We start from the raw sequence: 13,651 nt of genomic DNA, 5'->3' as shown, positions 1-13,651 counted from the left end.
ATATTGAATACACCGTTTCTCAGAATCGCATATAGCAACCGAAAAATAAATTCACACACAACAAAAAAGAGCTCCCAGAATGGAAGCTCTTCTTATGTAATTCAGAACGGAGAGAGTGGGATTCGAACCCACGCACCGCTTACGCAGTCTAACCCCTTAGCAGAGGGTCCCCTTATAGCCACTTGGGTATCTCTCCATGAAAATGGCTCCCCGAACAGGACTCGAACCTGTGACAACTCGATTAACAGTCGAGTGCTCTACCAACTGAGCTATCAGGGAACATTACAAGTGAACATGAATTAATTTATCATGATTTCAAGGTCTAGTCAAGCGGGCAAAATAATTTTTGTGATCGTTTTCAAATTTATGCTATTATTCGGCCGCTTGCTAGATTTTTTAAAGAGATTTTCATCCCTCTTCGTCTATAGATTACACCATTCTCCATCCTGCGGAAGCTGTACCCGATCCCCCAACGATTCCTTCTCCAAATGAGCTTTTAGCTTATTTCGAGTAACCAAACAATGGTTAATGGCGTCCATGTGCACAGCAATCACTTTAGTAGAAGGAGCATATTCACATAGGTCTACGACATCCTGCTCATTCATTGTAATATGGCATCCGCTTAAAAACTGCGCACCACCAGCATTCACAACGGTCACCTCAGGTTTAAAAGCATCCAATGCCATTCTCACCTTATCACACCAAATCGTATCCCCAGCCACATATAGAACAGGTTCGCCTTCCGCCTGAAACACAAACCCGGATACCTTACCCATAAGTTTACCAGTCACTCCAGTGCCATGCCGTCCATCAGTACGTGTTATAGTTATTCCATTAAACGTCAGAGAACCGCTAATTTCCGTGGTATGCTCAAACCCCTGCTTCGCTAATTTATCTCCATCTCCTTCCTGACATAATAGTGGTAGATCATGCGGCAACAAAGAAATGGCAGCAGCATCCCAATGATCCTGATGAAGATGTGTGACAAGAATTGCATTAGGACTCAGCCATTGTTCTACGGCTCCCGGCAAAGGAACGAGCGGATTGCGGCGATCATTGTCAGTATTAAAAATAGGTGGATTAGCACCCTGTTCACTCAACATAGGATCAATTAAAAATGTACTGCCACCATACTCTAGCCATAGGGTCGCATTGCGGATATGCTGTATTTTCATCGGAAGCCCTTCTTTCTTTCAGATATCTTCTGCTACAATTAATTATAGTTGGACCTTGAAACAGAATACATTGAGATTGGAAAAAGATTGGCTCGTTCTACTTTCACGCAGAAAGGATTTTAGATAATAATGAGTTCTTATTTTATAGATGATGTGGATTTTCGCATCCTGCAGCTTCTAATTGAAGATTCCACGATCAGTCACAAAGATATTGGGCAGCAAGTGCATATGACCGGTCAGGCTGTGGGCGCACGTATTCGCAAAATGCAGGACACCGGAGTGATTGAAGGCTACACGGTCCGCTGGAATCCGGATAAGGTTGGGGAGACTATTCATGCCTTTATTACTGTTTTTTTGGGTTCGAATACGGTTCACCCAGCCTTTCAGACATTCGCAAAGCAGCATGATAGTGTAAAAGAAATACATAGGGTCAGCGGAGAAGGCTGCTACTGGATACGTGTTCGTACCGGAAGCCAAAAGGAGTTGAATAGCTTTCTCGACGAACTGCTGAAGTTCGGAAATTACAGAGTCAATCTATCGATGGGAAAACTGAAATAAGTCTGTATCGGAATCGGATATGAAGCTACTATCGGACCCAGTTGACCTTATACTCAGCATAATCGCATATTTGGCATACTATCGGACCCCATTGCCTCTATTGGCACGAAAAACACCAAATATGAGCCTCTTTCGAACGAATAGCATCACTTGAGTCCGAAACCCTGCCCAAAAGGCTAAAAACTTGCCAATAGCGTCATTGGGGTCCGCAAGCCTCAGCCAATGATAGCTCGGCGATGTTGGTGTTGGTGTTTATGCAAGTGATTGGGTTACTCAAAGTCAATGAGCTTTCGCTTGCCCATAAGCTTTTATAGCAGGCCAGCCATCGTCAAAAACGCAGAGCAGCGATTCTCCAATAACCGGAGGATCGCTGCTCTGCTGTCTTTTTACTTATGCCATATTGTAGCTTCTACCGCGGTAGCTAATTCAATAATTCAGCTGCTCTAAGCAACCGTACAAGAATTACGGCGGCTTCTGCACGGCTAGTATCACTGCTAGGTACAAAGCTGCCTGATGGTTGACCTTTCATAATGCCTTTTGCAACCAGGTCAGACACTGCTTCTTTAGCCCATGAGGAAATAGTTGAAGCGTCTGTGAAAACATCTGTAGCAACGATTGCTCTAGATCCTTCAGCTTTTAGATTCAGCAGCTTCATTGCTCTGGCTGCCATAACAGCCATTTGCTCCCGTGTAATAGGGGCGTTCGGACGGAAGGTTCCATCCTCATAGCCTTGAACCAGTCCTAAGGCTGCAGCAGCTCTGGCGTCCGCTGCATACCAAGATAAATCGGACACATCACTGAAGGTCTTCGTCGTGTTCGCAGCTACAAGACCTAACGATCGAATCAGCATAGCTGCGAACTCGGCACGACTGACAGATTTCTGAGGTGCAAAGGTATCTGTGGATTGTCCGGTCAAGATCAGTCGGCTGGCAAGTCCCTCAATCTCATTTCTCGCCCAATGTGTAGCAATATCCCCAAAAGTCACAGGGTGCAGCGCAGCGACAAATACACCGCTCGCAATACTGCTCTTAACCGTAACCTTGGTCATCCCATTAACGGGCTCATACAATGCAGGTACATAACGGAAGGAACCCGTCTGTTCATCGTAAATAAGGACTACACCTGTCTTCGCATCCAGCGCCTCCTTAAGCATAAATGTACGATCTACATAAGTGGTACCGAACCCGCTTGCTGCTACAGAGGTTTTTCCATCCGTTACCTTTAGAGTGAAATTAGCCGGTGTTCCTTGCACAGTAAAGCCTTGCTGCTTAGCTTTGGCAAGCAGTTGTTCCAATCCTTTTCCGCTTAGCGAATTTACATTGAACTCCAGTGTGCCTGCCGGCATTTGTGCGGCTTTGAGCACACTCTCCACAAGCTCTAACGGGAAGCGGTAGCTCATCCCCCCACTTTCAATAACAAGCACAGCTTTGGGGCTAAGTGCCGCCGCCTTACGTAAAGCATCTGCACTAAACCGGGCTGTGCCGTCACCGTTAGCTGAAATCTCGATAACAGCCTGCCCTGCAGTCGCCTTAGCTTTTAGCTGCGCATCATGATTAGCTGCTGGCGTAGGTGCTGGTGTAGCCGTCGGTGTGCCGGGTTGAACAGGGTTCACTGACCCTGTAGGGTCTGTTGGACCAGGAGTACTTGTTGGATCCACAGGATCGATCGGGTCTACAGGATCTGTCCCGCCAGGTGATAGCACCTCAATTGTATATCCCCTCTTCTCGTTGCCCACAGTTACCGTGAAGTCTGTGATTCCCGCTTGAATTCCATTAAGACTGTCGTTGGTAAATGTAGCAATCTCACTGCTCATAATATTTAGAGTAGCTTGTGCGGTAAGATCTCTGCCTTCTTTATCTAGTACCTTAAGCGTAGCTGACTTACCCTGCTCTAATATCACAGGCCCGCTCTGTCCATCTGCTAGTTTGATAGAGAACGGTTTAATGGCTGAGGCTATTCCTTGATTTTGTTCTTTAATGCTTAAGTCAGGAGAGGCATTGGTCAGTAGGTTCATCCGTTCACCACGAATAATCATGTTGTCGACCAACAGACTCCCTTTCAGATTTTTCGTAACTTCTATACCGCTTGTACCTGCGCCATCCAATACATTATTCGTCAGCACAACTCCATCAATGGAAGTGAGAGTATCTCCCTCTAGATCACCTTGAGCAATCAACCCCGAATAAGTGCTGTCCAGTGCCGTATTGTTGCGAATGAGTACTTTTCCTTTCAGATCACTCTCACCAGCATAAAGCCATAACGCACCCAGATTCACGCCGTAACCGGAATCGTAACTGCCAGTTCTAAGCAAGGTATTTCGCTCCACAACCGTTGTTCCTTGGAAGGGCTCGGCGGTGAAACGGGTAGAGACTGCAATCCCGGCTCCATTAGTCACAGTGTCTTTTACCACGTTGTCCTGGACTTTGTTATCTTTCCCCCCAAAGATTACAATGTTATCCGCTAACCAAGGCAAGGATATCGTATTAAAACGTGCCGTGTTGTTATAGCTCGGTGTACGTTCCGTACCATTCACATCCGTCAACTTGCCGTCAGTAAACGACCACATTGCGATTCCATCATCCCCTGGATAGCGGATGTCACTTTGTTCCATCATGCTGTTGCCAGTCCCTACGGCAAAGTTAATTCCGTCTGCCATAAGATTGCGGATCCGCAGACCTGCCATGTACAGACCATTCGTACGCGCCTTTTCACCCATCGGCTGAGTTAACCACAAGCCTGCTTTGGTATGTTCTATCCAAACGTTCTGTATAATCGAACCTTGGCCAAAAGCACCATGGAAAGCGTTGGTGATCGCTTCATCATCCCGTTCGTTAATGCCGCCTTCAATCATCAGATCGTAAACACCAACCTTACCGCCGTGACCATAAAACTTAGCTCCATTCAGAACTGTATACCACATGCCGGAACCACGTATTTCAGCGGTATCCAGATCCAGCAGACCCTCACCGACATTAAAGGTACCCGCCGGGAACCACACACCTTTACCTGTCGCATTCGCTTCGGCAAGGGCTGCCTTGAAGGCTGCGGTATCATCTCCCTCATCATTCGCTCCCGCTCCAAAATCCGTTACGGAAATAAATCCGTCCGGGCGAGCCAACTCAGGGGCAACCTGCTCCATATCCACCAGGTCAATGACGTAAGAAGCTGCGTTGTCTCCTGTTCCCTTCTCTAAGCGAATAGTTGCTCCGGCAGGAGCATCGCCGATCAGAGCATGGATTTCGTCAAAGAAGCGGTGTCCACTGCCTTGGCGAGGGTCATTTGACCATGGGTAGCTGCCATATTCCCAAGCATATTTGGATGTCAGCTTAAGCTGCTTCTTAACTCCATCCACATATAGAGTCAAGGTTTCTTCCGCACCAGCCCCATCTGGACTATCAGGAATAGAATATCGAAGAACGATGGAGTTAGCTGATTCTGCAAGCTTGAACTCTAGATAATCTCCCGTATTCTTTAAGGCCACCGCTTGTCGTCCAGAAGCCTCGGAAGCCATGCTGAGATATTTCCGCGACGAACCAATCAACGTTCCGTTTGTTGCCGCATCCTCAGCTTCATAGCTGATATATGGAACCGTTGCTCCACGGTATGTTTTGTTTACGCTGTTTTTTACGGTCAGGCTATCAAGGGTTACTTTACTCCAATCCACGTTGTCACTGCTTAGAGAAACCGTGTTGATGCCTGCACGAAGCTGCAGTTTTACCGCTACAGTCTTCCAAGAGGCAGACTTGCCAAGACTAACCTTGCCCCCTTCGTTTAATCCATTCACCTCTAGTGCCAGATCCGTTGCGGCAGCAGCGGTATTTTTGTATCGAATAACAGCATCGTATTCCCCAGCCTGCTGGGCGTTGACTGCAAACCGTATAACACGTTCCCCTTTGAATGCTTCTCCTCCTGCATAAATTGCATCAGCAGGGATAGGTAAGAAGCTCCAGAGCTCACTATCAGTTCCATTTGCAGCAGAACCAAGCTGAACAGCCGATGTGCTCTGAGAAAGAAGACCTGTTCCGTTCGCACTTAGCAGAAGAGCATAACCTAACTTCTCTTCCAGCTTCCATTGGGATCTTTCTGTATCTCCAGCAGCTAACAAGACCACTTGGCCCGATTCATTGAGCGAAAGATAATGTTGTGTCTGAACATTCATAATCCGTTTGCGTCCGTTTATCTCCTGGACCAGCCACTGGGATTGAGCCGCCATATCGGAAGCATCTGCATATAGGACAGCCCCCTCTTTTTCGGCCAATACTTTACCAGCCATGCCTTTCGGTACAATGGTTATGATGTTGGTATCATCTTGAACTGGAGTTGTTGTATTGTTATTACGCAGTTCTCCAGATGGAGTAGTAAACTCCTGTGGAGCTGCCTCAAGTGTCCATAGTGCCGTACCCTCACTTTCTAGCAAAAGCGCACGTTCAGCATATCCTGTCTTATTGGCAATGTTTATTAATTCATCGTCGTATTCTCCAAAGAGACTACGAATGGTGTAATGTGTATAATCGGAAGCCAAGCTTACTTCCCAGGCAGAGGCTCCGTCTACAGCAGGTTCTGTACTACTGCTCTCCAAATATGAATAATCACCATTCAGCGTTAAAAAATGACCTGTTGCCCGGTTGGTGATCGTCTGTTTACCCTCCTGCACAGATACATTCCAGTGCGAAAATCCATTGTCTGCTGACGGCTGCCCGTACAGAACAACCCCATGCTCATTTTCGTATAAATACTCTCCACTGCTTGCATTCTTGAATCTTACAGGGTAATCAGGCAGTGGCGGAGCAATCGCTTCAACCGCTTCAGCAGTAAAATGTGCACTGCTTTTTTCCGCTGTATCTGCAGCTTTACTGATTCGGAGAATTGGGTTGCCGTTATCATCCGGCGCACCATAGATATAGTGACCAGCCCATGAGCTCATAATGGTAGTCACACCGGACGGTTGCATATCAACCTTCCACTTAATGCTGGCCCATACATCGTACACTGTTTGCAAAGTCTGAACGCTAACTTTAGGATCAATCTCATCTACAACCCCACCTATATGCTCAAGGGAGAGATAACGTCCAGTGCCTTTATTTTTTATCTTCACCGATCCATTGCTGCCGGCTATTTCTTGCAGCTGCCAGACAAAGGAATCGTCATTCAAATCAAGTGGACCATAAGTAGCCTGGCCTACTGTTACATCCTCGTTGGCAGCTGCTAGAGGTGCAAGATTTTGGTTAGAGTGTGCAGAGTCCTGGTCAGCATAGACAGCTTCAGTAACCGTCTTGGATTCTGGCAATTCCTCTATTGCAGCTGGAGAAGTCAGCAAAGGACCGTCCTTAAGATATTGATCCTCTCCATTTACAGCATCTAGCTGAAAACGGAACAAATCTTGTTTTTTCTCGGTGACCGGAACAAATCTCCACTGCGGACTGCCCCAACCTGGATTGATCACTCCGTACTCAGCATATTTAGTGAGGTTTTGAAGTGAAATATACTTCTCTGGGATTTTATTAGGTTCCTTGTCGAGAACGCTACTGATTACGTAGGTGTTGTTCCCAACATTTTTGCCTGTCCAGATGTATTCTCGTTCCACATGATTTCTGTCTGGAAGCTCTGTGACCTGAAGGTGGCCATTTGGCATATTCATCGTGTTCATGTAATGGCCTGTTTTCTTGTTTTTGAACAGCTTGCGGCCGTTATATTTCTCCACGAGCCACTGATCGGAGCCGTCCTTCTGCATATTTCCATATTTTAAAAGACCATCAACACTCTCATACCAATAAAATGACTTCCAGCCATTCTGAATCCGGTAATAGGGCACGGTGCCGTCAGTCGGTGTGTTAGGATCTAAAAGCTGCCACTGAGCGCTCAAAGAAGTCGCATCCCCAATCGCACCCGCATGTTCTCCACCCAATGTAGACAAATAAATGCCTGTACTTTCGAGATTCTGAAGCGTCTGGTAATCATCATAATCATCGGAATCATTAAAAATCCATTGATCCGACGGCTGACTTCCGCTAATCTGCAAGGCCTTGGCAGTACCTTCACTATAAGAAACATAATGATCGGTTGCCGCATTACGAATACGCTTATTGCCGTCATAATCTTCTATATACCATAGATAGTCAGAGGTGTTAGCGGCATCTGGCGCAATAATTCCATGCTTAAGCTCGCCGTTTGCGGATTCATATAAGAAATCTGTAGCCACTTGTGCATCCGTGTAAGTTGCCAGTCGTACAGGCTGTAATTCGGAAATAGGCACGATTCTCCACTGCGCGCTTGGATTAGAGGCTGAACCCGGCCAGCTGTTAGATCGCACATTATTGTCATCGCTGAATTGTGAATTTAGCCATAATGGACTCCCCTCTTCAGTTAAACCACTGTTACGAAGGGTAATGAAGCCCGTCCCATCAGGGCCTGGTGCATGCTCTTGGACCCATTCACTTAGCTTCACATGATCCATATCGACTTCCTGCGAAAAAACCCCCGCCCAGGTCACTTCATTTTGCTTAATATAATGACCTGTCGCACGGTTGCGAATCCTTACTGTTCCGTCATCCGTCCCTGATTCAAGATACCACTGGGCCGCTTCATTGCTGACAGGCTGTTTACCGTAAAGAACATTCCCTTCACTTTCATACATTACCTGACCGGGGCGGAGACGACTCTCTAGCCGTACAGGTGCTGCATTTAGATCTATAAAAGCCCACTGCGGACTCTCAAACGTAACATTGATATCCGAGCTTACTTGCGCATAACCAAGCTGATTCTCCTCGTGGATAACCAATTTCCCCTCTGGCACAGTCGCACTTCGGATGATCATGTATCCATTGCGATTGGAAGTATCGATTAGCCACTGATCCGCAACACTTCCTGAACCTTGGCGTTCTGCCGCCTTAAGTGAATCCTCTTTGCCGTTGTTACCAGCCATTGTAATGTAATGGCCTGTCTTCACATTCTTGATTCGTGACAGCCCGTTCACCGTCTCAACCGTCCAATGCGCTGAAGCATCGGCTGGATTGGTCATGCCATAACGCACGATTCCTGCGGATGTCTCATATAAAAAGTTGTTTTTCCACTTATTCTTGATGAGTACCGTACCTGATGGAATTTGCTCAGCGCCTGTTCCTCCAACCCCTTCTGCTCCCACGGAACCACTACCGGTTCCCATTACAGGCAAGCTTGAAAAAATCAGCAGCAGCGCGAGCAGACCCGCCATTGCGGACCTGATTCGTTTCATACATGTGCCCCCTCTAATTAATATGGACTTCCTTTTCATATTAGTTTGGTAACGCTTACAAAACGATGTGCGATTTTATCCAGAAAAAGGTGTATTTGTACGGATATCCAATCCCTACAACCTTCATGAAGATTGACAAATCGGTTTAACGCGATGATAGTTAGTTTTAGCTACCCGCAAGGAGTAAACAAACGGAGGTACCTATGAATTTCAAAATTGATTCGCCAAAAATAGCAGATCCTGACTCTCTTCTTCCTGAGCAAATATATTCACTGCAAACTAAAGACGAATTCAGCTGTTGCAGCATCAGCGATACGGTTATTGATAATCAAGAGGCTAATAAGGTCAGCTTCGATCGCGTGATTTTTAAAAATGTAACGATTACGGAGTGCTCCCTAACTGGGATCGAGCTTATGGACGTGATATTTGATCACTGCGATCTATCCAATGTGGATTTTACGAATGGCATTATTCATCGAACTGAATTTAGAAACTGCAAGCTCATCGGCACAGACTTTACAAGAGGCAGATTCCAGAATGTTCGGGTAGTAGATTGTATCGGGGATTTTGCTACGTTTCGATTCGCTAATCTGAAGCAGGTTGCTTTTGAGAGCAGTTCATTAATGAGTTCCGACTACTATCAGTCAAATTTCCAAAAAATCAGCTTCAGCGAGTGTAATATGGATCAAGCCACATTGTCAGGATCAAAGCTTAATGGGATCGACCTTAGTGACTGCGAGTTCAGTGGCTTGATCGTGGATATCAAAGATTTAGAAGGATGCATCATTTCGCCTCAGCAAGCTGTTTCTTTTGTCGGATTATTAGGTTTGGTTATAAAATAAATAACTTCAACTTGCCCGAACATTTACCGCAGCGATAACGCTTAGGGTCTACTTTTCGCTTACGCGGATACTCCATGGCACAGGCACTGCATACAAGCTTATATCGATAGGGCAGCGGCTTCCGAGCTTTTGCACCCGGTAGTGTCTGACAGTAGCGGCTTCCGCCGACTTGCGCCAGCAGGCTTTTGAAATCAGCGTCACGATGCATATACCCTCGCTTAGCCAAATGCAAATGATAATGGCAGAGCTCATGCTTTATAATCCGCTCCGTCTCTTCTCTGCCAAACATGGCAAGCTGATGGGGATTAATCTCTATATTATGGCTTTTGGTAAAATATCGGCCACCCGTTGAGGACAACCGGCTGTTAAAGCTGGCCTTATGCCTAAACGGCACGCCAAAGCTGTCCCGTGATACCTGCTCAATCCACAGCTGCAGCTCTTCGTTGCTCATAGTTTCCATAGCGTTCTATCACAAGTCCTTTCCACGGGAAATAAGATCTCTACTTGAATTGTAACTTGTGCATAGGCTAAACTGTCAAGAAGGAAGACAAGTACGGAGGGAGAATGAACAATGCCGAAAATGCGGTATGTAATTTTGCAGCAAAATCAAGAATTACAATTCGTGGAAATGCCTGAGGAATATGCGTACCAACTAAGTGCGCTCAATTTACGCCTGAACAAAGAAATCGACAAGCTGACAGCCGATAATGTTCCGGATCTGCCCTTAGCCATCGCCGAGTGCGATTCGCTGGATCTGTTACGTGAGGATTACTCCCTGGAGTCCGGTCTGGATTATATCAATAGATTGGAACAAGCCTTCGCCTCTGTTCAAGAGCAGAAGAACTACCCACTGATCTCCCTGCTTACTGAGATACGAGCACTACAGGCTCAATTGGAGCAGTGGTACGAAGAGGAAGCAGAAAGCCTACTGTAATCCGCACCTTTAGGCTTATTTCTCCATATTCTAACTTACGTAAGTTGTTAGAGGAGGGATTCGCTTGCCACAGTGGCTCTGCCATCAGCTAATGAAAGCTTATTACAAAAAAGACCGCCGTCAGATCAAGCTGCTGAATGAGTGCTGGTTCTTTTATCGTAATTCTGCGGAATCGAGTAATGAGATGAAGTTATAGCCTCGGATGATTAAGATCTAGGTCATATTTAAAGCAGCGGATATCGTCTTTTAAAAAGACGGTATCCGCTTTTGTTAAGAAAGGGGACTTATAATCATGATCAGTAGAACAAGACATATACAGCTGTCTCCGGAAAGTGAGACTGAGGAAGAGGATAATTATAATCTCTATGTCATAGTCACATTCCCTGACCGCTCCCGCTGGGCATCGGATTTCTACACCTTCAAGAACATCGAAGCGATCCGACAAGACTACATCCAAAGTGGTGCTTGTCTAAATGGGGCCTACTGGAGTGCACCTAATTATCTAACTGTCGTGGATCATATTGATCGCAAGCGAATTGAAGAAATCGTCGATTTATATATTTCGGAAGGTACATTCGAATACGCCTTTGAATACATAGGACAGGTCACGGAGCGGGATCTGAAGATTATCGATTATCCAGAAGGCTTTTTCAACCCTTTAGAAAAGCTTGAGCACAGATACGTTATGCGGCAGTTCGCTGCAATTGAGTTTATGCTGGAGAATGCTGCACCAGAAACTATAGCAGTAATAAAAAAGATCATCGCAGAGAAACAATAAGACTCCGCCTTAAGAATCAATCCTTATTAAAACTTAGGAAATACATATTTAACCAAAAAGAACAGAAAACCAAAAAATATAATAATGTAAGCAGCATATTTAATAAAGGTAGATGCGACAACGCTGGAATCCGATTTCCGTTGTACCTCCCTATGCTCCACTTCAACACTTCTATCCTTATAGCCCGGTTCCATCAGCAATCTCTCCTTTCGAATGTTCATCTTTGATAGCCTCCATTAACCCGAGGCTTTCAAGATTGAATCAAAATTCTAGATTGGATTAAAAAAAAGACCGGAATTCTCTTCAGCTTTTCGAGCTGAGAAATTCAGGTCTTCTTTCTACTTACCCTTTAACCGAACCCGCCGCAATTCCCTCAACGATACGGTTACTGAGGAACAGGAATGTAATCAGGATAGGCAAAATACTGATCATAAGCGTTGCCCCGATCGCACCCCAATCCGTCGTATATTGACCAATGAAGTTTTGCACCCCCACGGTCAGCGTCTTGTAAGAATCAGAACTAATAAATGTGTTTACAAAAATAAATTCGTTCCAGTTATAGATCATATTAATAATGGCTGTAGTCGCGATCACCGAGCTTGTCATAGGAAGTATAATTCTAAAAAACATTCTGTTCACGGAACAACCATCAATTACTGCAGCCTCTTCCACTTCGCGTGGCAGTGCGTAATAGAAACCCAGCAAAATCATAATCGTTATCGGCATATTAAAAGCGACATAAGACAAAATAAGTGACAAAGGGTGATCCGTTAAGCCAATCTTATTGAATATACTAAATAACGGAATAAGCGTGGAGTGAACAGGAATCATCATCGCTACCATAAACAATCCCAGTACGAACGAGCTTCCCTTCCATTTCATCCTGGTAACTGCATACGTAACCAAGCTCCCGAAGATAACCGTTAACACCGTAGCCACGATGGTAATCCATACGCTATTGAAGAAATACACGTTGATGTTCCCTACATTCCAGACCTTCGCGTAATTCTCCCAATGAGGATTCATCGGCAACGATAGAGCAGGAAGGTTGAACACTTCCTGATTATTTTTTAATGAGAAAAACAGCAGCCATACAAGCGGAAACAATTGCAGAGCAGCAACGGCAATCAACACGATATATAGCAATGAGTAGCCTAATTTACGTGTGATCTCCGCACCTGCGCCGCCTGGCTTTGGCCCGATTTCTAGCCTTCCTGCAGTTCCAGACATCATGAAGCGCCCCTCCTTATGAGTATTGGATCGAATCTTTCGTAGCAGTTAATTTGCGAATGACCCAAGTAATGACGAGACAGATGACGAGCAGGAAGAAACCAATTGCGCTCCCGTAGCCAAAATCATAAGCCCGAAAAGCCTGATGATACATATAAGACGCCATCACTTCACTAGAGCCATTAGGACCTCCATCCGTCATAACAAAGATTAAGTCAAAATACTTCAGAGAACCTACAACGGCCAGAACAATCGTAACTTTAATGACTTCCATTGCGAGTGGAAGCTTTATTTTCCAAGCGATTTGTAAGGCAGAGGCTCCGTCAATCTTTGCTGCCTCTTCCAGAGAGGTCGGGATATTCTTGAGTGCTGCGTAATAGATCAGAATATAGAAACCAGCATATTGCCACAGAATGGGAATAAATAAAGCAAACAAAACTAATGTAGGCTCTGCAAGCCATGCAGGAGGATTAGCAAAACCAATGGATACTAATAAGCTGTTCACAATTCCGTTCGTCGGATGATAAATTCTTAGCCAAAGCTGCGCAATCGCAACGGACGATAGCAGCATCGGAATCAGATATATTTTGCGAAACAAGTTAGCTCCCTTGATCCGGGCGGCTAATACCATAGCAATTGCCAAATAAATAATGAGACTTAGGGTAGAAAACAACGCTAACTGCAGAGAATGCCAAGCACTATTCCAGAAGGTTTGGTCTGTTAGCAAAGCTTTATAGTTATCAAATCCGATAAAAGTCAGAGCACCTATGCCATTCCATTTATTCAGTCCATAATAACCCGTTAGAACAATCGGAATATATACAATAGCCAGAATGAGAAGCAAGGCGGGAAATACATATAACGCGATTATTTTTTTGTTAGACATCACTTTATCCAAAGTGT

At 45.3% G+C, this 13,651-nt stretch carries 11 protein-coding genes and 2 tRNA genes; 5 read left to right on the top strand and 8 right to left on the bottom strand.

Annotated features, from left to right (window positions below; all coding sequences use genetic code 11):
• Positions 1 to 107: 107 nt before the first annotated feature.
• From MHI25_RS06045 to MHI25_RS06035, 3 genes are all read right to left on the bottom strand, one after another.
• A tRNA-Ser gene (locus MHI25_RS06045) sits at positions 108 to 196 on the bottom strand.
• Between the two features lie 7 nt (positions 197 to 203).
• Positions 204 to 279 (bottom strand) — tRNA-Asn (locus MHI25_RS06040).
• Positions 280 to 422: 143 nt separating this feature from the next.
• Positions 423 to 1,175 carry an MBL fold metallo-hydrolase gene (locus tag MHI25_RS06035; RefSeq protein WP_340395114.1) on the bottom strand — a complete coding sequence of 251 codons (753 nt, stop codon included), beginning with the start codon at positions 1,173 to 1,175 and terminating at the stop codon, positions 423 to 425.
• A gap of 129 nt (positions 1,176 to 1,304) precedes the next feature.
• Between MHI25_RS06035 and MHI25_RS06030 the strand changes: the two genes are divergently transcribed.
• Complete coding sequence (locus MHI25_RS06030; RefSeq protein ID WP_038569079.1) at positions 1,305 to 1,733, top strand: Lrp/AsnC family transcriptional regulator; 429 nt, start codon at positions 1,305 to 1,307, stop codon at positions 1,731 to 1,733.
• A 421-nt stretch (positions 1,734 to 2,154) separates the two neighbouring features.
• Here MHI25_RS06030 and MHI25_RS06025 read toward each other — a convergent pair whose 3' ends face one another.
• Positions 2,155 to 8,964 (bottom strand): S-layer homology domain-containing protein, encoded by a 6,810-nt coding sequence (locus tag MHI25_RS06025; protein WP_340395113.1) that lies wholly within the window; start codon positions 8,962 to 8,964, stop codon positions 2,155 to 2,157.
• Positions 8,965 to 9,167: 203 nt separating this feature from the next.
• Between MHI25_RS06025 and MHI25_RS06020 the strand changes: the two genes are divergently transcribed.
• Complete coding sequence (locus tag MHI25_RS06020) at positions 9,168 to 9,806, top strand: pentapeptide repeat-containing protein (RefSeq protein WP_076187509.1); 639 nt, start codon at positions 9,168 to 9,170, stop codon at positions 9,804 to 9,806.
• Here the strand turns inward: MHI25_RS06020 and MHI25_RS06015 are convergent.
• Positions 9,796 to 10,257: a SprT family protein gene (locus tag MHI25_RS06015; protein ID WP_081383508.1), complete on the bottom strand. Its 462-nt coding sequence runs from the start codon at positions 10,255 to 10,257 to the stop codon at positions 9,796 to 9,798. The two genes, MHI25_RS06020 and MHI25_RS06015, sit on opposite strands and share 11 nt — an antisense overlap.
• Positions 10,258 to 10,377: 120 nt before the next feature.
• Here MHI25_RS06015 and MHI25_RS06010 point away from each other — a divergent pair, with 120 nt between their 5' ends.
• The 3 genes from MHI25_RS06010 (at position 10,378) to MHI25_RS06000 (ending at position 11,518) form a co-directional block, all read left to right on the top strand.
• Positions 10,378 to 10,740: a hypothetical protein gene (locus MHI25_RS06010; RefSeq protein WP_036686808.1), complete on the top strand. Its 363-nt coding sequence runs from the start codon at positions 10,378 to 10,380 to the stop codon at positions 10,738 to 10,740.
• 64 nt (positions 10,741 to 10,804) lie between these two features.
• Positions 10,805 to 10,936 carry a cortex morphogenetic protein CmpA gene (cmpA, locus tag MHI25_RS06005; RefSeq protein WP_094903512.1) on the top strand — a complete coding sequence of 44 codons (132 nt, stop codon included), beginning with the start codon at positions 10,805 to 10,807 and terminating at the stop codon, positions 10,934 to 10,936.
• Positions 10,937 to 11,032: 96 nt separating this feature from the next.
• Positions 11,033 to 11,518 (top strand): hypothetical protein, encoded by a 486-nt coding sequence (locus tag MHI25_RS06000; protein ID WP_248547872.1) that lies wholly within the window; start codon positions 11,033 to 11,035, stop codon positions 11,516 to 11,518.
• 26 nt (positions 11,519 to 11,544) lie between these two features.
• Here MHI25_RS06000 and MHI25_RS05995 read toward each other — a convergent pair whose 3' ends face one another.
• The 3 genes from MHI25_RS05995 to MHI25_RS05985 all read right to left on the bottom strand — a co-directional run bounded on the left by MHI25_RS05995 (position 11,545) and on the right by MHI25_RS05985 (position 13,646).
• Positions 11,545 to 11,739: a hypothetical protein gene (locus tag MHI25_RS05995; RefSeq protein ID WP_036686806.1), complete on the bottom strand. Its 195-nt coding sequence runs from the start codon at positions 11,737 to 11,739 to the stop codon at positions 11,545 to 11,547.
• A 121-nt stretch (positions 11,740 to 11,860) separates the two neighbouring features.
• Positions 11,861 to 12,751 carry a carbohydrate ABC transporter permease gene (locus MHI25_RS05990; protein ID WP_076187513.1) on the bottom strand — a complete coding sequence of 297 codons (891 nt, stop codon included), beginning with the start codon at positions 12,749 to 12,751 and terminating at the stop codon, positions 11,861 to 11,863.
• Between the two features lie 13 nt (positions 12,752 to 12,764).
• Positions 12,765 to 13,646, bottom strand: a complete 882-nt coding sequence (locus tag MHI25_RS05985) for a sugar ABC transporter permease (RefSeq protein WP_036686803.1) — start codon at positions 13,644 to 13,646, stop codon at positions 12,765 to 12,767.
• Between the last annotated feature and the right edge of the window lie 5 nt (positions 13,647 to 13,651).

Origin of the sequence: Paenibacillus sp. FSL E2-0177 (assembly GCF_037992975.1) — a bacterium.
Classification (GTDB): domain Bacteria; phylum Bacillota; class Bacilli; order Paenibacillales; family Paenibacillaceae; genus Paenibacillus_AQ; species Paenibacillus_AQ odorifer.
This window is presented reverse-complemented; position numbering and strand designations above follow the sequence as displayed.

Excerpts from the sequence above, each read along its gene's own strand:
- MHI25_RS06025 (WP_340395113.1), bottom strand. The coding sequence starts at position 8,964 with ATGAAACGAATCAGGTCCGCAATGGCGGGTCTGCTCGCGCTGCTGCTG.
- MHI25_RS05990 (WP_076187513.1), bottom strand. The coding sequence starts at position 12,751 with ATGATGTCTGGAACTGCAGGAAGGCTAGAAATCGGGCCAAAGCCAGGC.
- MHI25_RS06015 (WP_081383508.1), bottom strand. The coding sequence starts at position 10,257 with ATGAGCAACGAAGAGCTGCAGCTGTGGATTGAGCAGGTATCACGGGAC.
- MHI25_RS06020 (WP_076187509.1), top strand. The coding sequence starts at position 9,168 with ATGAATTTCAAAATTGATTCGCCAAAAATAGCAGATCCTGACTCTCTT.
- MHI25_RS06030 (WP_038569079.1), top strand. The coding sequence starts at position 1,305 with ATGAGTTCTTATTTTATAGATGATGTGGATTTTCGCATCCTGCAGCTT.
- MHI25_RS06010 (WP_036686808.1), top strand. The coding sequence starts at position 10,378 with ATGCCGAAAATGCGGTATGTAATTTTGCAGCAAAATCAAGAATTACAA.
- MHI25_RS05995 (WP_036686806.1), bottom strand. The coding sequence starts at position 11,739 with ATGAACATTCGAAAGGAGAGATTGCTGATGGAACCGGGCTATAAGGAT.
- MHI25_RS06035 (WP_340395114.1), bottom strand. The coding sequence starts at position 1,175 with ATGAAAATACAGCATATCCGCAATGCGACCCTATGGCTAGAGTATGGT.
- MHI25_RS06000 (WP_248547872.1), top strand. The coding sequence starts at position 11,033 with ATGATCAGTAGAACAAGACATATACAGCTGTCTCCGGAAAGTGAGACT.